Annotated in this window: 18 protein-coding genes; 10 read left to right on the top strand and 8 right to left on the bottom strand. The window is 64.5% G+C overall.

Annotated features, from left to right (window positions below; genetic code table 11):
• The 6 genes from CAF78_RS12025 to CAF78_RS12000 all read left to right on the top strand — a co-directional run.
• A partial coding sequence (locus tag CAF78_RS12025) for a thiamine pyrophosphate-dependent enzyme (RefSeq protein WP_256573873.1) occupies positions 1–268 on the top strand: 268 nt, incomplete at its 5' end.
• 180 nt (positions 269–448) lie between these two features.
• Entirely contained in the window at positions 449–1,003 is a 555-nt protein-coding gene (locus tag CAF78_RS12020) for a UPF0149 family protein (protein WP_085675295.1), read from the top strand.
• Positions 1,004–1,127: 124 nt separating this feature from the next.
• On the top strand, positions 1,128–1,751 hold the full coding sequence (locus CAF78_RS12015; RefSeq protein ID WP_085675296.1) for a glutathione S-transferase family protein: 624 nt from the start codon (positions 1,128–1,130) through the stop codon (positions 1,749–1,751).
• Between the two features lie 27 nt (positions 1,752–1,778).
• Positions 1,779–3,791 (top strand): pyridoxamine 5'-phosphate oxidase family protein, encoded by a 2,013-nt coding sequence (locus CAF78_RS12010; RefSeq protein ID WP_085675297.1) that lies wholly within the window; start codon positions 1,779–1,781, stop codon positions 3,789–3,791.
• 144 nt (positions 3,792–3,935) lie between these two features.
• Entirely contained in the window at positions 3,936–4,832 is an 897-nt protein-coding gene (locus CAF78_RS12005) for a LysR family transcriptional regulator (RefSeq protein ID WP_085675298.1), read from the top strand.
• Between the two features lie 195 nt (positions 4,833–5,027).
• Positions 5,028–6,323 carry an MFS transporter gene (locus CAF78_RS12000; RefSeq protein WP_085675299.1) on the top strand — a complete coding sequence of 432 codons (1,296 nt, stop codon included), beginning with the start codon at positions 5,028–5,030 and terminating at the stop codon, positions 6,321–6,323.
• Between the two features lie 43 nt (positions 6,324–6,366).
• On the opposite strand, the gene CAF78_RS11995 is transcribed toward CAF78_RS12000, so the two are convergent.
• The 8 genes from CAF78_RS11995 to CAF78_RS11960 all read right to left on the bottom strand — a co-directional run bounded on the left by CAF78_RS11995 (position 6,367) and on the right by CAF78_RS11960 (position 14,413).
• A complete protein-coding gene (locus CAF78_RS11995) occupies positions 6,367–7,236 on the bottom strand; it encodes an aldose 1-epimerase (RefSeq protein ID WP_085675300.1) in 870 nt (289 codons plus the stop codon).
• A complete protein-coding gene (locus tag CAF78_RS11990; protein ID WP_085675301.1) occupies positions 7,236–8,156 on the bottom strand; it encodes a DMT family transporter in 921 nt (306 codons plus the stop codon). Before CAF78_RS11990 ends, CAF78_RS11995 begins: the two co-directional genes overlap by 1 nt.
• A gap of 139 nt (positions 8,157–8,295) precedes the next feature.
• Positions 8,296–9,576 (bottom strand): TRAP transporter large permease, encoded by a 1,281-nt coding sequence (locus CAF78_RS11985; RefSeq protein ID WP_085675302.1) that lies wholly within the window; start codon positions 9,574–9,576, stop codon positions 8,296–8,298.
• Positions 9,577–10,104 carry a TRAP transporter small permease gene (locus tag CAF78_RS11980; protein WP_085675303.1) on the bottom strand — a complete coding sequence of 176 codons (528 nt, stop codon included), beginning with the start codon at positions 10,102–10,104 and terminating at the stop codon, positions 9,577–9,579.
• Between the two features lie 67 nt (positions 10,105–10,171).
• Entirely contained in the window at positions 10,172–11,143 is a 972-nt protein-coding gene (locus CAF78_RS11975; protein WP_085675304.1) for a TRAP transporter substrate-binding protein, read from the bottom strand.
• A 74-nt stretch (positions 11,144–11,217) separates the two neighbouring features.
• Positions 11,218–12,093: an SMP-30/gluconolactonase/LRE family protein gene (locus CAF78_RS11970; protein ID WP_085675305.1), complete on the bottom strand. Its 876-nt coding sequence runs from the start codon at positions 12,091–12,093 to the stop codon at positions 11,218–11,220.
• 26 nt (positions 12,094–12,119) lie between these two features.
• The gene (locus CAF78_RS11965; protein ID WP_085675306.1) at positions 12,120–12,926 is read right to left on the bottom strand and encodes an NAD(P)-dependent oxidoreductase; all 807 of its coding nucleotides are present in this window, start codon (positions 12,924–12,926) and stop codon (positions 12,120–12,122) included.
• Between the two features lie 242 nt (positions 12,927–13,168).
• Positions 13,169–14,413, bottom strand: coding sequence for an OprD family porin (locus CAF78_RS11960; RefSeq protein WP_085675307.1), 1,245 nt, complete (start codon positions 14,411–14,413; stop codon positions 13,169–13,171).
• A gap of 312 nt (positions 14,414–14,725) precedes the next feature.
• On the opposite strand from CAF78_RS11960, the gene CAF78_RS11955 reads away from it, so the two are divergent.
• The 4 genes from CAF78_RS11955 (at position 14,726) to dgoD (ending at position 20,130) form a co-directional block, all read left to right on the top strand.
• The gene (locus CAF78_RS11955; RefSeq protein ID WP_085675308.1) at positions 14,726–17,107 is read left to right on the top strand and encodes a glucose/quinate/shikimate family membrane-bound PQQ-dependent dehydrogenase; all 2,382 of its coding nucleotides are present in this window, start codon (positions 14,726–14,728) and stop codon (positions 17,105–17,107) included.
• A gap of 228 nt (positions 17,108–17,335) precedes the next feature.
• Positions 17,336–18,310, top strand: coding sequence for a 2-dehydro-3-deoxygalactonokinase (locus tag CAF78_RS11950; protein WP_085675309.1), 975 nt, complete (start codon positions 17,336–17,338; stop codon positions 18,308–18,310).
• A 12-nt stretch (positions 18,311–18,322) separates the two neighbouring features.
• The gene (locus tag CAF78_RS11945) at positions 18,323–18,943 is read left to right on the top strand and encodes a 2-dehydro-3-deoxy-6-phosphogalactonate aldolase (RefSeq protein ID WP_085675310.1); all 621 of its coding nucleotides are present in this window, start codon (positions 18,323–18,325) and stop codon (positions 18,941–18,943) included.
• 38 nt (positions 18,944–18,981) lie between these two features.
• Positions 18,982–20,130: a galactonate dehydratase gene (gene dgoD / locus CAF78_RS11940; protein WP_085675311.1), complete on the top strand. Its 1,149-nt coding sequence runs from the start codon at positions 18,982–18,984 to the stop codon at positions 20,128–20,130.
• Positions 20,131–20,170 lie beyond the last annotated feature (40 nt).

Below are 20,170 nucleotides of genomic sequence, written 5' to 3'. Positions count from 1 at the left end.
TGACGACGGCTACGGCATGATCCGCTGGAAGCAGGCCAACATGGGCTTCACCGATTTCGGCCTGGACTACGGCAACCCGGACTTCGTCAAGTACGCCGAAGCCTACGGTGCCAATGGCCACCGCGTGGAAAGCGCCGAAGCCTTCCTGCCGCTGCTCGAGCACTGCATCAAGACCCCAGGCGTGCACGTGATCGACTGCCCGGTGGATTACAGCGAGAACGACCGCATCCTCAACAGCGAGCTGCGTGAGCGCGCGCTGGCGGTATAAGGCTTAACGGCCTCATCGCCGGCAAGCCGGCTCCCACAGGTGTTTCACAGGCCTCATGGCCAGTGCAGGACCTGATGGGGGCTGGTTTGTCGGCGATTGCTTTTGTACAGGCAACAAATCCCTCCTGCTGAACGCCATGTGCTAGGGTGCACGCAAATCTTCACCCCAGGACGCCCGCACATGCTCCCCGCCCTCAGCGAAAAAGAACTCGCCCGCCTCGAAGACCTGCTGATCACCTACGGCAACGACTATTCGGTGCTCAACCTGGCCGAGCTCAACGGTTTTTTCACCGCCCTGGCCAGCTCCCCGGTCGACGTGTTGCCAGAGCAATGGCTGCCCACCGTCGCCGGCGGCAAGGTACCGAAGTTCAAGAAACCCGCCCATGAAGAGGCCTACACCGCCTTGATGCTGCGCTATGCCTACCAGGTCGCCGAGCAACTGGCGGGGAACCTCGACAGCTTCGAGCCGCTGTTTGAAGAGAGTGAGGCAGAAGAAGGGCCGGCGATCATCATGGAAGAGTGGTGCTTCGGCTACATGCGTGGCACCCAGGTAGCCGGTTGGGGCGAGTTGCCGCCAGAGCAGGATCAGCTGCTCAAGGCAATTTCGCTGCATGGGCTGGAAGACAACTTCGAGTTGCTCGATGCCATGAGCTTCGATGAGCTGCAGGCCTGCGTGCCGCACGTGGTCGACGCTGCGCGTGGTCTGTATCGCTACCAGAAGCAGTCACGTCACTGATCCTCTGATTATTTCGCGAAGCGAAATTATGGTTTGCTCCTTGCACTGATTCTGCTGCCAGCCGAATAAGCGCAGGATGAGCTCCAGCTGGCACCACCCCGGTGCCAACCCTGGAGCCCAGCCCATGATCAAACTCTACAACTTCCCCAAGTCCGGCCATGCCCACCGTATCGAGCTGATGCTGTCGCTGCTCGGCCTGCCCACCGAACTGGTATTCGTCGACCTGGCCAAAGGCGCGCACAAGCAGCCGGACTTCCTTGCCCTCAATCCGTTCGGCCAGGTGCCGGTGATCGATGACAGCGGCACCGTCATCGCCGACTCCAACGCCATCCTGGTCTACCTGGCCAGCACCTACGACAAGGCGGGCAAGTGGCTGCCCCATGACCCGCTGCATGCCGCCCGCGTACAGCGCTGGCTGTCGGTTGCCGCCGGGCCATTGGCCTTCGGCCCTGCCGCAGCCCGCCTGGTGACCGTGTTCGGTGCGTCGTTCAATACCGACGAAGTCATCGGTCGCGCGCACACCTTGCTCAAGGTGTTGGACGCCGAGCTGGGCAAGTCTGCTTTCCTGGTCGGCAATCAACCGACCATCGCCGATGTCGCCAACTACTCGTACATCGCCCACGCCCCCGAGGGCAATGTCTCGCTGGAACCCTACCCCAACGTCCGCGCCTGGCTGGCTCGGATCGAAGCGTTGCCTGGCTTTGTCGCCATGCCGCGCACCGCCGTCGGCCTGCAGACCAGCATCTGAGCCGCCACCTACGCGAGGACTGCCGCCATGCAGCAACTCCCCAACCATCGCACCTCGCCCTGGCATGCCGGCGAGAAACGCCTGCAGGAGCAGGTGGGTGTGTCGGAGCGCATGGACGTGTTCGGGCAGAAGGTCATCCGTGACTACATGCCCGACCAGCACCGCACCTTCTACCAGCAGTTGCCCTTCATCGTCGCTGGGGCCGTGGACCCTCACGGCAGGCCGTGGGCGACGTTGCTGGAAGGCCCGGAAGGTTTCATCAGCTCGCCCGAGCCACGGCAGTTGATGATCGACACCCCCCTTGCCAGCGACGACCCGGCAACCCCCGGGCTGGCCGCTGGCGAGGCTATCGGCCTGCTCGGCATCGAGCTGCACACGCGCCGGCGCAATCGCATCAATGGGCTGATTGCACAGGCCCCAGGTGGTGCGCTGGAGGTGCGGGTCGAGCAGGCGTTCGGCAACTGCCCGCAGTATATCCAGCTGCGTGAATACACCCGGGTCGATGAGCCGGCGCACGGGCGCATCGATGCCCAAGGGCTGGATGCCATGACCACCCGGATGATCGCGAACGCCGACACATTGTTCGTCGCCAGTTACATCGATCACGCCGACGGGCAGCGTTCGGTGGACGTCTCGCACCGTGGTGGCCGCCCCGGCTTCGTCAGGGTCGAAGGCAACCGCCTGACCATTCCGGACTATGCCGGCAATTTGCATTTCAACACCCTCGGCAACCTGCTGGAAAATCCCCGAGCCGGGCTGTTGTTCGTCGATTTCAGCAGCGGTGATGTGCTGCAGGTGACCGGCCGCACCGAGGTGATACTCGACAGCCCGCTGATCAGGGCCTTCGAGGGGGCCGAGCGGTTGTGGACGCTGGATGTCGAGCACGTCGTGGTGCGCCCGGCTGCGCTAAGCCTGCGGTGGGCGTTCCAGGAATATGCGCCAACCAGCCTCATGACCGGCACCTGGGCTGAGGCTGAACAGCGCCTGCAGCAACGTGAACGGCAGCATCAGTGGCTGGCCTGGCGGGTCGCGCGCATTGAGCAGGAGAGCCGCGATATCCGCTCGTTCTACCTCGCTGCGGATGAGCCGGTGGCGTTCTTGCCCGGCCAGCACATTCCCGTGCGCATTCCGCTGGGCGGCGATGCACCGCTGATTCGCACCTATAGCCTGTCCTGCGCGCCCTCCGATGGCTACCTGCGCATCAGCGTCAAGGCGCAGGGGCCGGCATCGCGCTATCTGCACGAGCAGGTCGGTGTCGGGGACACGCTCGACGTGCGTATGCCCATGGGCAGCTTCACGCTGGCCAGCACCCGTGAGCGGCCCATCGTGCTGATCGCTGCGGGGGTGGGGATCACGCCACTGATCGCCATGCTGCGCGAGCTGCTGGCGACCGAGGAGGGGGGGCGCGTCCACCTGTTCCATGGCGCACGCAGCCTGGCTGACCTGCCGTTTCAACAGGAGCTGGTGGCGTTGCGTCGGCAGGCGGGAGCGCGCTTGAGCGTGCATCGCTCGCTGAGCCAGCCGGAGCCGGAGGCCGTCCAGGGATATGACTACGAGCATAGGGGGCGCCTGGGCATCGAACAGGTCAAGGCAGCGCTGGCGCTGGATGATTACGACTTTTACCTGTGTGGCCCGGCCAGCTTCACCCAGGACCTGTACGAAGGACTGCGCGGCGTGCATGTGCCGGATGCGCGCATTCATGCCGAAGCCTTCGGGCCTTCGACGCTGCGCCGGCATGGCGATGACAACCAGCCAACCTTGCAACAGCCACCGGCTGCCAGTGAGCCGGTACCGGTGTATTTCGCCAGCTCTGCCAAGGAAGCGCGTTGGGCACCGGGCAGCGGGACATTGCTGGAACTGGCCGAGGCGCGGGGGCTGGCACCCGACTTCAGTTGCCGGGGTGGGTCTTGCGGTACCTGCAAGACCAAGGTGTTGAGTGGCCAGGTGCATTACCCGAATCCGCCCGCAGAGATGCCAGAGGCGGGCACTGCGCTGATCTGTTGTGCGGTACCGGCCCAGGCGTTGGTGCTGGAGCTATGAGGTTGCCTGTGCTGGCCCCTACACAGCTCTCAAAGCGGGTGATGTTCCTGTGGGAGCGGGCGCGCCCGCGAAAAGGCCGGAACGGGCAGCGAAAATTGCCCAGATAATCGATAATCCCCGCACCCCCGATACCCTGGAGCGCGCATGGACCAGATCCACCTGATGAAGGTGTTCGTCGCCGTCGGCGAACTGGAAAGCTTCGCCGCTGCCGCCCGTCGCCTGGACATCTCGCCCGCCGCCGTCACCCGGGCCGTCAGCGCCCTCGAAGAACAGATCGGGGTCAAGCTGCTGCTGCGCACCACCCGCAGCGTGCGCCTGACCGAGGCCGGCAGCCGCTACCTGGAAGACACCCGGCACATCCTTGCCAGCATCCATGAAGCCAACGAAGCCGCCGCCGGTATCAACGCCAAGCCCAAGGGCGAACTGGCGATCACCGCGCCGATCCTGTTCGGCAAGAAGTTCGTCATGCCCTGCATCGTGCGCTACTTGCAGCAATACCCCGAGGTCGACGTATCGGCGTACTTCCTCGACCGCGTGGTGAACATGGTCGAGGAGGGCATGGACGTGGCCGTGCGCATCGGGCCGCTGCCCGACTCCGGCCTCAAGGCCCTGCGCGTGGGCCGGGTACGGCGGATGCTGTGCGCATCGCCCGACTACCTCGCACGCATGGGTGAGCCACAGCACCCGTCGGACTTGCCGGACCATGCGGTGATCGCCACCACCAACCTTTCGCCACGGGCCGGCTGGCGCTTCGGCCTGGCCGACGAGCCGACCCTGGTGCGCATGAAGCCGCGGCTGACGGTCACCAGCAACGACGGTGCGATCGCAGCGGCAGTGGGCGGCTTGGGCATCGCCCGGCTGCTGTCGTACCAGGTGGTCGATGAACTGGCCAGCGGCCAGTTGAAGGTCATCCTTGCCGAATACGAAGAAGCCCCCTGGCCGATCCATGTCTTGCACCGCGAGAGCAAGTACGGCTCGGCCAAGGTGCGGTCGTTCATCGACATGCTGGCGCAGGACCTGCGGGCTCGGCAGTTGGATTGACCTATGAGGTCGTACAACACAGTTGGATTTCACTAAGGTTTAATGAGTGTGCACACTTTTACGGGCCATGAATAATTATTGTTGTACGACGACCTATGACGTGGCACTCTTCGCCTGAAACAATTTGTCTCATTTAGCCCTGCCGGCGCATGAGGCAGATCACCCGTCACTCTAAAAACAAGATTCAGGTGAACAATGAAGATCAAAGGCATCCGTTGGTGGATGGTCAGCCTTGTCACGGCCGGGCTCGTCGTCAACTACCTCGCCCGCAACACCCTCTCGGTGGCAGCCCCCACGCTGATGACCGACCTCTCCATCACCACCGAGCAATACGCCAAGATCGTCGCGACCTGGCAGATGTGTTATGCGCTCATGCAGCCGATCGCAGGCTGGCTCATCGATTTCATCGGCACCAAACTGGGGTTTGCCGTGTTCGCCCTGGCCTGGTCGCTGGCATGTGCGGGCGCAGCACTGGCCAGCGGCTGGCAGAGCATGGCGTTCCTGCGCGGTTTGCTGGGCATGACCGAGGCCGCCGGCTTGCCGGCCGGGGTCAAGGCCACCACCGAGTGGTTCCCGGCCCGGGAGCGTTCGGTGGCCATTGGCTGGTTCAACATCGGTTCGTCGCTGGGCGCACTGCTGGCGCCACCGCTGGTGGTGTGGGCGATACTGCACAGTGGCTGGCAGCTGGCGTTCGTCATCGTCGGCGTCTCCGGTGTGCTGTGGACCCTGCTGTGGATGCTGCTGTACAAGCACCCGCGCGATCAGAAGTGCCTGAGCGACGAAGAGCGTGATTACATCCTGTCCGGCCAGGAAGCCCACTTCAAGGCCGAGCAGCGCGAGAAGGGCGCCTGGAAGCGCATCTTCAAGACCCGCAACTTCTACGCTATCGCCTCGGCGCGGATTCTCTCCGAGCCGGCCTGGCAGACCTTCAACGCCTGGATCCCGCTGTACCTGATGACCGAGCGGCACATGAACATCAAGGAAGTGGCGATGTTCGCCTGGCTGCCGTTCCTCGCTGCCGACATCGGCTGTGTGCTGGGTGGTTACCTGAGCCCGATGTTCCACCGGTACTTCAAGGTGTCGCTGTTCACCTCGCGCAAGATGGTGCTGGTATTCGGTGCCAGTTGCATGATCGGCCCGGCCTGCATTGGCCTGGTCGAAAGCCCGTACACGGCGATCCTGCTGCTGTGCATCGGCGGCTTTGCCCACCAGACCTTGTCCGGTGCGCTGTATTCGATCACTTCGGATTCCTTCAGCAAGGACCAGGTGGCGACGGCGACCGGCATGGGTGGCATGTGCGGCTACCTGGGGGCGGCGCTGTTCACCCTGGTGTTCGGCATCCTGGTCACGCAGATCGGCTACAGCCCGCTGTTCGTGGTGCTGGCGGCGTTCGACATCGTGGCAGCGGTGCTGGTGTGGAAGGTTGCGCGCGAGGTGCAAGGGGCGGCTTCGCAACCGCCGTTGGCAGCGTCGACCGAGGCATTGGCCTAAGGCTTGAGACGTGGGGCTGCAAAGCAGCCCCCCTTTCAGGCAGTCACAATGGCTGATAGTGCATCGTGAACCCCAGGCGGGTTGATTCCCCCTCCGCCAACAATCTCAACCCTGGCCGCCCCGGCAAGTGATGCGCATTGATCGGGTGGCTCACCGGCTCGAAGCAGAAGAACGGCTGCTCATGTGGGCAGAACAACAGAAAATGCTCCGCACCGCTGGCGTTACAGACCAACCGATACCCTGCGCTCGGCTGCTCGATCACACAGTCCCCCGTCCATTCGCTGAAGGCATGGTCGACCACCGTCGTCGGCAATACCCGTGCGGTAGCGAAGTCCCAGTGATCAGGTATCTCGGCTTGCCGGGACGGCAGCGCGCCATGCTCCGCCAGCCACACGCTGCGCGCCTCTGCCTGCAATCGCGTATCGGCATGGCGCGCAAAGTAGGGATGCAGCCCCAGCCCATACCAGGTGGCGGCAGGCTCCTGATGCGTCACGTGCAGGTCGATGTGCAGGCAGCCTTCGTGCAGGTGAACGTCGAGTGTCGCCCGGTAAGCGAACGGCACAGTGCTATCGAGGCTCAGGCGGGCACGGCGCTCGCTGTGATGTTTCACCTGCCAGGGCTGTTGCCAGGCGCTGCCGTGGATCGGGTAAGGGTCATGCCCGGTGTTCGGGGCCAGGGTCAGCCAGCCGTCGGGGCGCTGGAAGCCGCCCTCGGCGATGCGGTTGGACCACGGTGCCAACGGGTAGCAGCCCAGGCGCCGCGGGCTGCCACTGGCCAGGGCGGCTTCGTCGGCAGGGCGCAGCAGCGCCTGGCCGGTGGCTCTGATCTGCCAGTTGACCAGGCTGGCGCCCAGCTCGGGGGCGATGCTCAGGCGGGTCAGGCGGTCTTGCAGGTGCAGCAGGGGGACGCTCATCAGGGCCTCCGGTAGGTCAGCAGGACGATGCCGCACACCACCACGGCGCCGCCAATCAATTGCAAGCCACTGAGTTGCTGGCCGAGCAACGCCCAGCCCAGCAGCAAGGTGGCGATGGGTTCGACGTTCATCACCGGCGCGTTCTGCGCCATGTTCAGTTTCGGCACGCAGACGAACAGCAAGGTGAAGGCCACGCCATACAGCACCACCAGGCTGGCCAGCGCCATCCAGCCGCTGGCGCTGCCCGGCAACGACAAGCCGGCGGGCATCACGCCGCTGATGCCCGCGACCAGCATGCTGGCGAACACGATCAGCAAGGTCAGCAGGCTGCGCACCGGGCCGCGCACGGCGGCCAGCTTGTGGTCGGTGACCCACAGGGCACAGGCGAACACACAGGCGGCGCAGAACGCCAGGCCCACGCCCAAGCCCCAGTGCGGGTTGGCGTCGTCACCGTCGGCCAGCCGTGCCGGTACATCCAGCGCCAATACCAGGCCACACAGGATCAGCCCCATGAACAGCAGCGTGCGCCCGCTCGGGCGGGCGCCGCCCAGCGCCCAGGTCAGCAGGGCCAGGAGCATGGGGAAGGTGTTGCCCACCAGCAGCGCCAGGGCCACCGGAATGCGCGCCACTGCCGAATACAGGCACAGGCTCTGGGTGGCGATCAGCAGGCCCAGCAGCAATTGCCAGCGCCGTGTGCCGGCTGGCAGGCCAAGCGGCTGGCGCTGCCACAGCACCAGGCTGGCCAGCACCAGGAAGGTGATGCCCGAGCGGCAGAGAATGGCCAGCAGCACGCCGGTGTCGTCGTCGAAGGCGATGCGTGCAGCGATGTGGTTGCCGGCGAACGAGCAGGCCAGCAGGGCGAGGAGGGCGATGGCCAGCTTGCGCGGGAAGAGGGTTGCAGCAGATGAGGAGACAGCCATGTGCAGGATCCGTTTGCATGGGAAGTCTGGGGGCTGCTTTGCAGCCCATTCGCGGGCACGCCCGCTCCCACAGGGGCCGCGCAATCCCTGTGGGAGCGGGCGTGCCCGCAAATGGGCCGCAAAGCGGCCCCCATTGCGATTACAGGACGACGCTCGGCAACCACAGCGAAATGGCCGGAATGTAGGTCACCGCCATCAGTACCAGGAACAGCGCCACGTAGAACGGCAGCAGCGCCTTCACCGTGGCCTCGATGCTGACCTTGCCGATCGCCGAGCCGACGAACAGCACCGCCCCCACTGGCGGCGTGATCAGCCCGATCCCCAGGTTGACCAGCATGATCATGCCGAAGTGCACCGGGTCGACGCCGATACCGGTAATCACCGGCAGCAGGATCGGCGTGAGGATCAGGATCAGCGGCGCCATGTCCATCACCGTGCCCAGCAGCAGGAGCATGAAGTTGATGCACATCAGGATCACGTAACGGTTGTCCGACAGGGTCAGGAACGCCGTGGTGATCTTCGACGGGATCTGCATCAGGGTCATCACGTAGCCGAAGCTGGCGGCGAAGCCGATCAGGATCATCACGATCGAGATGGTCCGTACCGTGCGGTGCATCAGCTTGGGCAGGTCGCGCCACTTGTAGTCGCGGTAGATGAACATGGTCACGAAGAACGACCACACCACCGCCACTGCAGCCGATTCGGTGGCGGTGAACACGCCGGACAGAATGCCGCCCAGGATGATCACCATGGCCATCAGGCCCCACAGTGCCTCACCGGCGATCTTCAGCGCCTGGCGCAGCGGGATCACCTCGCCCTTGGGGTAGTTGCGTTTCTTGGCGAAGATCAGGCACAGGCCCATCATCACCGCGCTCAGCAGCAGCCCGGGCATGACCCCGGCCATGAACAGCGAAGCGATCGACACCGTGCCGCCGGCCGCCAGCGAGTACAGCACCGAGTTGTGGCTGGGCGGGGTCAGCAGTGCCTGCACCGAGCCGCTGACGGTCACCGCGGTGGAGAATTCGCGCGGGTAGCCCTTGCGCTCCATTTCCGGAATCAGCACCGAGCCTACCGACGCGGTGTCGGCCACCGACGAGCCGGAGATGGCACCGAAGAAGGTCGACGCGGTGATGTTCACCAGCGACAGCCCGCCGCGCACGAAGCCCACCAGCACCCCCGCGAACGCCACCAGGCGCCGTGACATGCCGCCCTCGGCCATGATCGCGCCGGCCAGCACGAAGAACGGAATGGCCAGCAGCGAGAACTTGTTAACCCCACTGGCCACCTGGATCATCATCGCCTGCAGCGGGATGTCGATGTACCAGGCGCCGATCAGCGCCGACAGGCCCAGGGCATAGGCCACCGGCATGCCCAGCAGGATCAGCGCGATAAAACTGCCCAACAGAATGAACGCATCCATTTACGCTGCCCCCTCGTTTTCTTCCACCAGGTCGAACCGCACCACCTTGCGCTGGCTCTGGTCGCCCAGCAGGAGTTTTTCCAGCACGAAGATCAGCGTCAGCACGCCGCCGACCGGGATCGGCGCATAGCTCATGCCCACCCGCACGCTGGGCAGCGAGGCCATGTACTGGTTCCAGGTGGTGACGCACAGCTTGAAGCCGTACCAGGTCATGAACACGCAGACCCCTACCATCAACAGCTGCGTGAACACCGCCACCAGCCGGCGCACCGGTTCGGGCAGGCGGTCGGTGATCATCGCCACCGCCATGTGCGCACCGGCGCGGTAGCTGGCGGCGGCGCCGATGAAGGTGAACAGCACCATCAGCAGGATCGACACCGGCTCTGGCCAGCTGGAGCCGGTGCCGAGCACGTAGCGGGCGAAGATGCCCCAGGGGATGATCAGCGACATGGCCAGGATCGACAGCCCGGCGACCCAGATGCAGGCGCGGTACAGGGTGTCGTTGAGGCTCAGGAAAAGCATTTTCATAGGCATCACCAAAGCGGCAGGGCGACGGGCGTCGCGCTGCCGAGGTCATCTTGGAAAGGGGCCGGGGTTACTGGACCGCGTCGATACGTTTCATCAGGTCGGCGTACTGCGCACCGTACTTCTCGCGCACCGGGGCGGTGGCGTCGTAGAACGGCTTGGTGTCGACGGTGATGAACTCGACGCCGGCGGCCTTGAGCTTCTCTTCGCTGGCGGCAGACTTGGCGTCCCACAGCGCGCGCTCTTCCATCTGCGCTTCGCGGGCGACCTTCTTCACCAGCGCCTGCTGCTCGGGGGTGAGCTTGTTCCAGGTGGTCTTGGACATCACCACCGGCTCGGGCAGGATCAGGTGATTGGTCAGGGTGAAGTACTTGGCGCTCTGGTAGTGGTTGTGTTCGAGCAGGGTCGGCGGGTTGTTCTCGGCGCCGTCGATCACCCCGGTCTGCAGGGCGCTGAAGATCTCGCCGGTGTCCATGGCGATGCCGTTGCCACCCATGGCGTTCATCATGTCGATGAACAGCGGGTTGCCCTGCACGCGGATCTTCATGCCCTTGAGGTCTTCAAGGCTGCGCACCGGCTTCTTGGTGTAGAGGCTGCGTGAGCCGCCATCCATCCAGGCCAGGGCGACCAGGTTGAATTCGGAATTGGTGATCTTGTCGAGGATTTCCTGGCCGATGTCGCCGTCGATGATCTTGCGCATGTGCTCGTGGTCACGGAACACGAACGGCATGTTGAACACGTTCACGTCCGGCACCACCGGGCCGACGATGCCGAGGCTGACGCGGGTCATCTGCACGGCACCGATCTGCGCCTGCTCGATCACTTCCTTTTCCGAGCCCAGCACGCCGCCGGCGAACATCTTGAAGGTGATTTCGCCATTGCTGGCCTGTTCGAGCTTCTTGCCCATGTTCTGCTCGGCGACCACGGTCGGGTAACCGGCCGGGTGGATCTCGGCGAACTTGATGTCGAGTGCCGAGGCCGGCATCGACAGGCTGAAGGCGAATGGGAGTACGGCAAGAAGCAGCTTGCGTTTGAAGGTCATGGTGAAACTCCGTGGTTTTTATTATCTGGTTTCGCGCGTGAGTGTTGGGTGCTGCGGTGTCGTGCAGGCTGTGTTCAGCCGCGCCAGGCAGGCTCCTCCAGGCCCTGGACGCCAGGGCGCAGGGCGAACACGCCACCCGCCAGGGGCTGGTCGCTGAGGTCGCTGCCTGCGGGGCGAATCGAGGTGACGAACAAGGTGTCGAGGTTGGCGCCGCCGAAGGCGCACATCGCCGGTTTCTTCACCGGCACGCTGAGCGAGCGGTCGAGGCGCCCGTCGGGGGTGAAACGGTGGATCTGCCCGGCGTCGTTGCCGCAGATCCAGTAGCAGCCGTCGGCATCGATGGCGGCGCCGTCTGGGCGGCCGGGGAAGGCGCGCATGTCGACGAACAGCCGCTGGTTGTGTGGGGTGCCGCTGTCGATGTCGTAATCGAAGCGCCAGATCTTCTGCACGTTGGGGTGCGAGTCGGACAGGTACATGCGTGTGCCGTCAGGGCTGAAGGCCAGGCCGTTGGGCACGATCATGTCCTTGAGCTGCTGGTGCAGCTGGCCCTCGCCATCGACCCGGTACAGGGCGCCGACATGGGCGCCTTGCTGCATGTCCATGAGCATGCTGCCGGCCCAGAAACGGCCCTGGCGGTCGCAGCGGCCATCGTTGAAGCGCATGCCCTGTTGCGGGTGTTCGACTGCCGCGAACAGGCGGCTGTCGAGGCCACCGTCAGCGTTGGCCTGCAGCTGGAAGATGCCGCTTTCCATGCCCGCGACCCACCCCTGTTCGGTGCGGGCGATGCAGGCGAGCATCTCGTCACCCTGCCAGACCTGATGGGCGCCGTCCTGCCAGCGGTGCAGCTGGCGGGCCGGAATGTCGACCCAGTACAGGGCCTGTTCGCTGGGGTGCCACACCGGGCTTTCACCCGTGCCGTTGCGGGCGTCGACGATCAGTTCGCAGTGCATGCTGGAGCCTCCTGGCAGGGCGGGGATCAGCTGAATGGGCCGGCAGCGACGAAGGCGCCACCCTGGTAGACCATGCTCGGGTCGTCGGCGGCAGGCGCTGGTTTGGCCTCTACCGCTGCACGGAACACTTCGGAAGTGTCCTTGGGCTGGTAGCCCAGGTGTTCGGCGTAGCGGTTGTCCCACCAGACGGTGCGGTTGTCGGAAGCGCCGTAGACCACGGTGTGGCCGACGTCGGCGGTGAACAGGCCGCGCTCGATCAGCTGGGTCAGGTCGTCGTAGCTCAGCCAGGTGCTGAGCATGCGCGGGTTCTGTGGCTCATCGAACGAGGAGCCGATGCGGATGCTGACGGTCTCGATGCCGTAGCGGTCGAAGTAGAAGCTGGCGACATCCTCGCCGTAGCACTTGGACAGGCCGTAGTAGCTGTCGGGTCGGCGCGGGGCATGGGCGTCGATCCGCTGGTCCTGGCGGTAGAAACCGATCACATGGTTGGAGCTGGCGAAGATGATCCGTTTGACCCCGTGCTTGCGTGCGGCTTCGTAGATGTGGAACACGCCGCAGATGTTGGGGCCGAGGATGTCCTCGAACGCATGCTCGGTGGACACGCCGCCGAAGTGGACGATGGCGTCGACGCCTTCGACCAGTGCATGGACCGCCGCCTTGTCAGCGAGGTCGCAGGGGATGACTTCTTCATGGGGGCCGGTGGCGGGGGCCATCGCGGCGATGTCGGAAAGGCGCAGGACTTCGGCGCAGCCGGTGAGGCGTTGGCGAAGCACCTTGCCCAGGCCGCCTGCGGCTCCGGTGAGCAGCAGGCGCTTGAAGGGGGTGGTGGTCATGGCGGCTCTACTTGTGATTGTTGTAAGTTGTCGTATGACTTTGCTGATTATCGGCAGCGCTTTCCGGGGTTGTCAATGCTGCTTGCGTGGGTTTCTCGGGCCTCTTCGCGGGCAAGCCCGCTCCCACAGGGATTAGCAGCGCTGCTGATCTTGTGGGAGCAACTGTCTTGCTCAATTTCTAGAATCTGGCGCGATCCCTGTGGGAGCGGGCTTGCCCGCGAAGGGCCGCAAGGCGGCCCCGGTTACAACAACGAAAGCGGATAGTTGAAGATCAGCCGGTTCTCATCGAACTCGTTGTTGCTGTAGTCCCGGCGAATGGTCGAGTTGCGCCACTTCACGCTCAGGTCCTTGAACGGCCCGCTCTGGATCACGTACGCCAGCTCCGACTCACGCACCCACTCCTTGCCATCGGTCACTGCCCCGCTGTGGACATCGCGGCCACTGATATAGCGGTTCATCAGGGTCAGCCCCGGCACCCCGAGCGTCACGAAGTTGAAGTCGTGGCGCACCTGCCACGAGCGCTCGTTGGCGTTGTCGAAGCTGGAGTTGTAACTGTCGTTGGCCAAGGTCCCGCCGCTGGTGCCGTTGACCCGCATCCAGGTATCGCCATCGACTTTCTGCAGGCCGACCCAGAAGGTGTTGCCGCCATACTTGGCCGAGAACATCCCCGAATAGGTCTTGTTGTCCAGCTTGCCGGCGCGTTCCGAGCCGTCCTCGCCGCCGTGGAAGTAACCCAGGTTGGCGCCGAGGGTCCAGTCGCCCAGCGGCTGGCTGTGGCTCAGTTGCAGGTACTGCTGTTCGTAGACATCCTTGAGCACCGCGTTCCACAGCCCGACCAGTGTGCGGTCCTGGTTGAACTTGTACTCGCCACCGACAAAGTTGAAGCGGTCCGACAGGCCGCCGCCGTAACTCATGTCTTCCATGCTCGCGTCGTTGCGCGGGCTGTTGCCGCGGAACTGGCCGCCATACAGGGTCAGCCCGGCAATCTCGTTGGAGGTCACCTGGCCACCGCGGAAGGTCTGCGGCAGCGAGCGGCCATCGTCGGAGCGCAGGATCGGCAGCACTGGCATCCATTCGCCGATCTTCAGTTCGGTCTTGGAGATGCGCGCCTTGCCCGCCACCGCCAGGCGGCCGTAGTCATCCGCGGGGCGCCCATCGTCATGGCGTGGCAACAGCGCCGTGCCATAGGTGCCGCCACCACCATCGAGCTTCACCGACCACAGCCCCAGCACATCGGCGCCAAACCCCACCGGCCCCTCGGTGAAGCCGGAACGGGCATCGAGAATGAAGCTCTGGGTCCATTCCTCGGCCTTGCTCTGCGGGTTGCTGGGGTTGGTGAAATTACGGTTGATGTAGAAGTTGCGCAGGCCCAGCACGGCCTTGCTGTCTTCGACGAAACCTTGGGCGAGGCTGATGCCCGGGATGCCGCCGAGCAGGCTGGCGCCAAGCAGCGCAAAGGGGAAGGTTGTCTGGCAGATTTTCGACATGGGAGGGTCCGCTGATGTTGTTCTTGTTATGTGTTGTCGTACAACTGCGGCGTTTTTTATCAAGCGGAAAATGCGCTGTCAACGTTGGGGAATGCAATAAATTCAAGCCGTCAAGTGAACAATTAGCGGCGATGGCTCTATCTCAAGGACTTGGATGAAATTAAAGTCATACTATGACAGGGCGCACATTGAAGCATTTGTGGTGACGTACTCCTTTCGGTGCGTCAGCCAGTCGCAGAATCATTTCGTAATACTATTCTTCGTTTCTGAATGACTAATCGATTCAGTTCAATGGAAATGGAGAATTCGCTGATGAGCACTACCGGTGCTTCACAACCTTCGCGATTGCTGCCCAGGCTGCTGGGCGTGGTCTTTCTGCTGATGGGCCTGGCCTTGCTGGCCGGCGGCATCAAACTGGCGACCCTCGGCGGTTCGCTGTATTACCTGTTGGCCGGTGTCGGTTTCCTGATAACCGCTGGCCTGCTGCTGGCCGGGCGCCGTGAAGCGCTGAGCGTGTACGGCATCGTGCTGCTGCTGAGCACGCTGTGGTCACTGATGGAGGTGGGCCTGGACTGGTGGCAACTGGTGCCGCGCCTGGCCCTCTGGTTCGTCCTTGGCCTGATCCTGCTGCTGCCTTGGTTGCGCAGGCCGCTGACCCTGGGCCAGCCGTATCCGTTGGGGACGGGCGTGCTGGGCGTGGGCGTGGTCGCGGCGGGGCTGATGGCCCTGGGCAGCCAGTTCACCCAACCAGGTACCCTCGTCGGCCAACTTGATCGCGACACCGCTGGCACCACCAGCACCGCGCCGACAATGCCCGACGGAGACTGGCAAGCCTACGGCCGCACCGAATTCGGCGACCGCTATTCGCCACTCAAGCAGATCACGCCAGAGAACGTCGGCAAGCTCAAGCTGGCCTGGACCTACCGCACCGGCGACATTCCCGGCCCCAATGACCCAGGCGAAACCACGGCGGAAAACACCCCGCTCAAGGTCAATGGCAAGCTCTACGTGTGCACCCCGCACAGCCAGGTGATCGCCCTGGACCCGGACAGTGGCAAGGAGATCTGGCGCTTCGACCCCAAGCTCAGCACCCAGAACGCTGCCAACTTCAAAGGTTGGGCGCACATGACCTGCCGCGGCGTGGCCTACTTCGACACGGCCAAGTCCCAGGCGAGCCCGGCTGAAGGGCAGGCCTGTGCCAAGCGTGTCTACGTGCCCACCGCCGACACCCGCCTGATTGCCCTGGATGCCGACACCGGCAAGCAGTGCGAAGGTTTCGGCGAAAACGGCCAGATCGACCTGACCCGCAACATTGGCACTTTCGCCCCCGGTGGCTACTACTCCACCTCGCCACCCACCGTGGCCGGTGGCCTGCTGATCCTCGGTGGCCACGTCACCGACAACGTCTCCACCGATGAGCCGTCCGGTGTGGTGCGCGCGTACGACGCGATCACCGGCCAGCTGGTGTGGAACTGGGACAGCGGCAAGCCCGACGCCACCGCGCCAATCGCCGATGGCCAGTTCTACACCCGTAACTCGCCGAACGTGTGGTCGGTGATCAGCGCCGATGAACAGCTCGGCCTGCTGTACCTGCCCATGGGCAACCAGATGCCCGACCAGTGGGGTGGCAACCGCACGCCGGAGGCCGAGAAATTCAGCGCCGGCCTGGTGGCCCTGGACATCGCCACCGGCAAGGTGCGCTGGAATTACCAGTTCACCCATCACGACCTGTGGGACATGGATGTCGGCGGCCAGCCGAGCCTGGTCGACATCAAGACCGCCGATGGCGTGAAGCCTGCGGTCATGGCCTCGACCAAGCAGGGCAGCATCTACGTGCTCGACCGCAGCAACGGCCAGCCGCTGGTGCCGATCCATGAAACGCCGGTGCCCCAGGGGGCGGTGGAAGGTGATCACACGTCGCCGACCCAGCCGATGTCCGAGCTCAACTTCATGCCGCCGACCCTGCACGAGCGCGACATGTGGGGCGTGACCCCGTTCGACCAGCTGCTGTGCCGCATCGAGTTCCGCTCGCTGCGCTACGACGGCATTTTCACGCCGCCGTCGCTGCAAGGCTCGCTGGTGTACCCAGGCAATTTCGGCGTGTTCGACTGGGGCGGCATCTCGGTCGACCCGGTGCGCCAGATCGCCTTCGTCAACCCCAGCTACATGGCCTTCAGGTCGCAGCTGGTTCCGGCCGAAAAAATTGCCGGCCAGCCTGCGCGCAAGAGCGAGACCGAGGGCATCCAGCCGAACAAGGGGGCGCCATACGGCGTGATCATGAGTGCCTTCCTGTCGCCGATGGGCCTGCCGTGCCAGGCGCCGGCCTGGGGCTACGTGGCGGCCGTGGACCTGACCACCCACAAGGTGATCTGGAAGCACAAGAACGGCACCGTGCGTGACAGCTCGCCCGTGCCGATCCCGCTGACCATGGGCGTGCCGAGCCTGGGCGGGAGCTTCACCACCGCCAGTGGCCTGGCGTTCCTCAGTGGCACCCTCGACCAGTACCTGCGGGCCTACGACGTGCGTGACGGCAAGGTGCTGTGGGAGGGGCGCCTGCCAGCGGGGGCGCAGACCACGCCGATGACCTACACCGGCAAGGACGGGCGCCAGTATGTGCTGGTGATGGCCGGCGGGCATGGCTCGCTGGGCACCCGGCAAGGGGACTATGTGATGGCATTTGCCTTGCCTGATTAGCCATTTTTTCAGGTCCGATTCGCGGGCAAGCCCGCTCCCACAGGTACAGCATTGCCCTCGGGCACCATGCAGAGCACTTGTGGGAGCGGGCTTGCCCGCGAATGGCCTGACAAAAATCCTGAATTGAAAAATCCCTATATATGGGATTGTATTTTACATATTGGAATTTCACGTTCCCCAGGTTTATAGTCGCCCTCACTCACTGCCAAGAACAGAACAGGTGAAGCGATGCAGGCGCAATTGATCGCGCTCGACTGGGGAACCACCTCCCTTCGTGCTTACAAACTCGGCGCCAACGGCCAGGTACAGGACGTGCGCGCGCTGCCCAGTGGCATCATGCAACTGCCCAAGGCCCCGCGCCTGATCAACGGCGAACGCTGCAACGACGGTTTCGAACTGGCCTTCGACAATGCCTGCGGCGACTGGCTCGACGCCCAGCCGGGCCTGCCGGTGATTGCCTGCGGCATGGTCGGCAGCGCCCAGGGCTGGCGCGAAGCGGCCTACCGCGACACCCCGGCCAATGTCGCCAGCCTGGGTGCATCCTTGCAGACCGTGCGCAGCCGCCGCGGTGTCGATGTGCACATCGTGCCCGGTGTGATCCAGCGTTCCCGGCTACCCAATGTCATGCGCGGCGAAGAAACCCAGGTGCTCGGCGCACTGCCCAGCGTCTCCACGGATGACCTGCTGATCGGCCTGCCTGGCAGCCATTCGAAATGGGTGCAGGTGGCCGACGGCTGCATCGTGCAGTTCGATACCTTCATGACCGGTGAAGTGTTCGCCGTGCTCAGCGAGCACAGCATCCTCGGCCGTACCCAGCAACGCGGCGCAGCGTTCGATGCCCCGGCATTCGACCACGGCGTGCAGGTCGCGCTGTCCGCCGAGGGCGAGATCGGCCCGCTGTCCACCGTGTTCAGTGCCCGCAGCCTGGGCCTGACCGGTGAGCTGAGCGCCAGCGCCCAGCCCGATTACCTCTCCGGCCTGCTGATCGGCCACGAACTCTGCGCCCTGGCCAAGGTGCAACGCCAGCGACGCAACAGCGTGCACCTGCCGGCGATCCTGCTGATCGGCAACGGTCCGCTCTGCATGCGCTACAGCCGTGCCCTGCAGTCATGTGGCTTCAGCCACGTGAGCGTGGCCGAGCAGGCCACCGAACGCGGCTTGTGGCAGCTGGCGCTCGCCGCCGGCCTTACTCATCCATCCTGAAGGGAGCCCGACATGCTTGAACACGCACTGGCACAGAACGGCCTGATCGCGATCCTGCGCGGCCTGCAACCGCACGAAGCCGCCGCCATCGGTGAAGTCCTCTACGGCGCCGGCTTTCGCGTCATCGAAGTGCCGCTCAATTCGCCCGAGCCCTTCGAAAGCATCCGCATCCTGCGCGGCAGCTTGCCCGCCGATTGCGTGATCGGCGCAGGCACCGTGCTGACACCCGCGCAGGTGGCCCAGGTGAAAGCGGCGGGCGGGCAATTGATCGTCATGCCACACAGTGACCCACAGGTGCTGCGTGCGGCCAAGGCGGCGGGCCTGTACCTGGCGCCAGGTGTCGCCACGCCGACCGAAGCGTTCGCCGCCCTGGCCGAAGGTGCCGACGTGCTCAAGCTGTTCCCGGCCGAGCAGATGGGCCCGGCGGTGGTCAAGGCCTGGTTGGCCGTGCTGCCCGCCGGCACCGTGCTGGCGCCGGTTGGCGGCATCACGCCCGGCAACCTGCAGCAGTTCTTCGACGCTGGCGCCAGAGGCTTCGGCCTCGGCTCCGGCCTGTACAAGCCGGGCATGACACCCAGGCAGGTCGCGGCCGCTGCCGAGGCTTACGTGACCGCCTGGCAAGCCCTGCGCTGATCCATTCCTGCGCTGCATCCAACAAGAGAGACAAGCAGATGAAAATTACCAAGCTGACCACCTTCATCGTTCCGCCACGCTGGTGCTTCCTCAAGGTCGAGACCGACCAGGGCGTGACCGGTTGGGGCGAGCCGGTGGTCGAAGGGCGGGCGCACACCGTTGCCGCTGCCGTCGAAGAGCTTTCCGACTACCTGATCGGCAAGGACCCACGCAACATCGAAGACATCTGGACCGTGCTCTATCGTGGCGGCTTCTACCGTGGTGGCGCCATCCACATGAGCGCCCTGGCCGGTATCGACCAGGCCCTGTGGGACATCAAGGGCAAGGCGCTGGGCGTGTCGGTCAGCGACCTGCTGGGCGGCCAGGTGCGCGACAAGATCCGGGTGTATTCGTGGATCGGCGGCGACCGCCCGGCCGACACCGCCCGTGCGGCGAAAGAGGCCGTTGCCCGGGGTTTCACTGCCGTGAAAATGAACGGCACCGAGGAGCTGCAATTTCTCGACACCTTCGACAAGGTCGATCAGGCCCTGGCCAATGTCGCTGCCGTGCGCGATGCGGTGGGCCCGAACGTTGGCATCGGTGTCGACTTCCATGGCCGGGTGCACAAGCCCATGGCCAAGGTGCTGATGAAGGAGCTCGACCCGTTCAAGCTGATGTTCATCGAAGAACCGGTGCTCAGCGAAAACTACGAAGCACTGAAAGAGCTGGCGCCGCTGACCAGTACCCCGATCGCCCTGGGCGAGCGGCTGTTCTCGCGTTGGGACTTCAAGCGCGTGCTCAGCGAAGGCTATGTCGACATCATCCAGCCCGACGCCTCCCACGCCGGCGGCATCACCGAAACCCGCAAGATCGCCAACATGGCCGAGGCCTACGACGTCGCGCTGGCGCTGCACTGCCCGCTGGGCCCGATTGCCCTGGCGGCCTGCCTGCAGCTGGATGCCGCCTGCTACAACGCCTTCATCCAGGAGCAAAGCCTGGGCATCCATTACAACGAGAGCAACGACCTGCTCGACTACGTGCGCGACCCCGGCGTATTCGACTATGAGCAGGGCATGGTGAAGATCCCCAACGGCCCGGGCCTGGGTATCGAGATCAACGAGGAATACGTCATCGAGCGCGCCGCTGTCGGCCACCGCTGGCGCAATCCGGTGTGGCGCCACGCCGACGGCAGCTTCGCCGAGTGGTGATGGCGCCCTGACAAGCGCGCTGAAACGACCTCAATAACCA

It is taken from the genome of Pseudomonas sp. R28(2017) (assembly GCF_002112505.1).
GTDB lineage: Bacteria > Pseudomonadota > Gammaproteobacteria > Pseudomonadales > Pseudomonadaceae > Aquipseudomonas.
Note: the sequence above shows the minus strand (reverse complement) of the source record. Positions and strands in the feature narration are given on the sequence as shown.

Bases quoted from the DNA above. Each gene is read 5' to 3' on its own strand.
- CAF78_RS11990 (WP_085675301.1), bottom strand. From the start codon at position 8,156: ATGGCTGTCTCCTCATCTGCTGCAACCCTCTTCCCGCGCAAGCTGGCC.
- dgoD (WP_085675311.1), top strand. From the start codon at position 18,982: ATGAAAATTACCAAGCTGACCACCTTCATCGTTCCGCCACGCTGGTGC.
- CAF78_RS11950 (WP_085675309.1), top strand. From the start codon at position 17,336: ATGCAGGCGCAATTGATCGCGCTCGACTGGGGAACCACCTCCCTTCGT.
- CAF78_RS12010 (WP_085675297.1), top strand. From the start codon at position 1,779: ATGCAGCAACTCCCCAACCATCGCACCTCGCCCTGGCATGCCGGCGAG.
- CAF78_RS12000 (WP_085675299.1), top strand. From the start codon at position 5,028: ATGAAGATCAAAGGCATCCGTTGGTGGATGGTCAGCCTTGTCACGGCC.
- CAF78_RS11970 (WP_085675305.1), bottom strand. From the start codon at position 12,093: ATGCACTGCGAACTGATCGTCGACGCCCGCAACGGCACGGGTGAAAGC.
- CAF78_RS11945 (WP_085675310.1), top strand. From the start codon at position 18,323: ATGCTTGAACACGCACTGGCACAGAACGGCCTGATCGCGATCCTGCGC.
- CAF78_RS11975 (WP_085675304.1), bottom strand. From the start codon at position 11,143: ATGACCTTCAAACGCAAGCTGCTTCTTGCCGTACTCCCATTCGCCTTC.
- CAF78_RS12020 (WP_085675295.1), top strand. From the start codon at position 449: ATGCTCCCCGCCCTCAGCGAAAAAGAACTCGCCCGCCTCGAAGACCTG.
- CAF78_RS11965 (WP_085675306.1), bottom strand. From the start codon at position 12,926: ATGACCACCACCCCCTTCAAGCGCCTGCTGCTCACCGGAGCCGCAGGC.
- CAF78_RS11955 (WP_085675308.1), top strand. From the start codon at position 14,726: ATGAGCACTACCGGTGCTTCACAACCTTCGCGATTGCTGCCCAGGCTG.
- CAF78_RS11960 (WP_085675307.1), bottom strand. From the start codon at position 14,413: ATGTCGAAAATCTGCCAGACAACCTTCCCCTTTGCGCTGCTTGGCGCC.
- CAF78_RS12015 (WP_085675296.1), top strand. From the start codon at position 1,128: ATGATCAAACTCTACAACTTCCCCAAGTCCGGCCATGCCCACCGTATC.
- CAF78_RS11995 (WP_085675300.1), bottom strand. From the start codon at position 7,236: ATGAGCGTCCCCCTGCTGCACCTGCAAGACCGCCTGACCCGCCTGAGC.
- CAF78_RS11985 (WP_085675302.1), bottom strand. From the start codon at position 9,576: ATGGATGCGTTCATTCTGTTGGGCAGTTTTATCGCGCTGATCCTGCTG.
- CAF78_RS12005 (WP_085675298.1), top strand. From the start codon at position 3,936: ATGGACCAGATCCACCTGATGAAGGTGTTCGTCGCCGTCGGCGAACTG.
- CAF78_RS11980 (WP_085675303.1), bottom strand. From the start codon at position 10,104: ATGAAAATGCTTTTCCTGAGCCTCAACGACACCCTGTACCGCGCCTGC.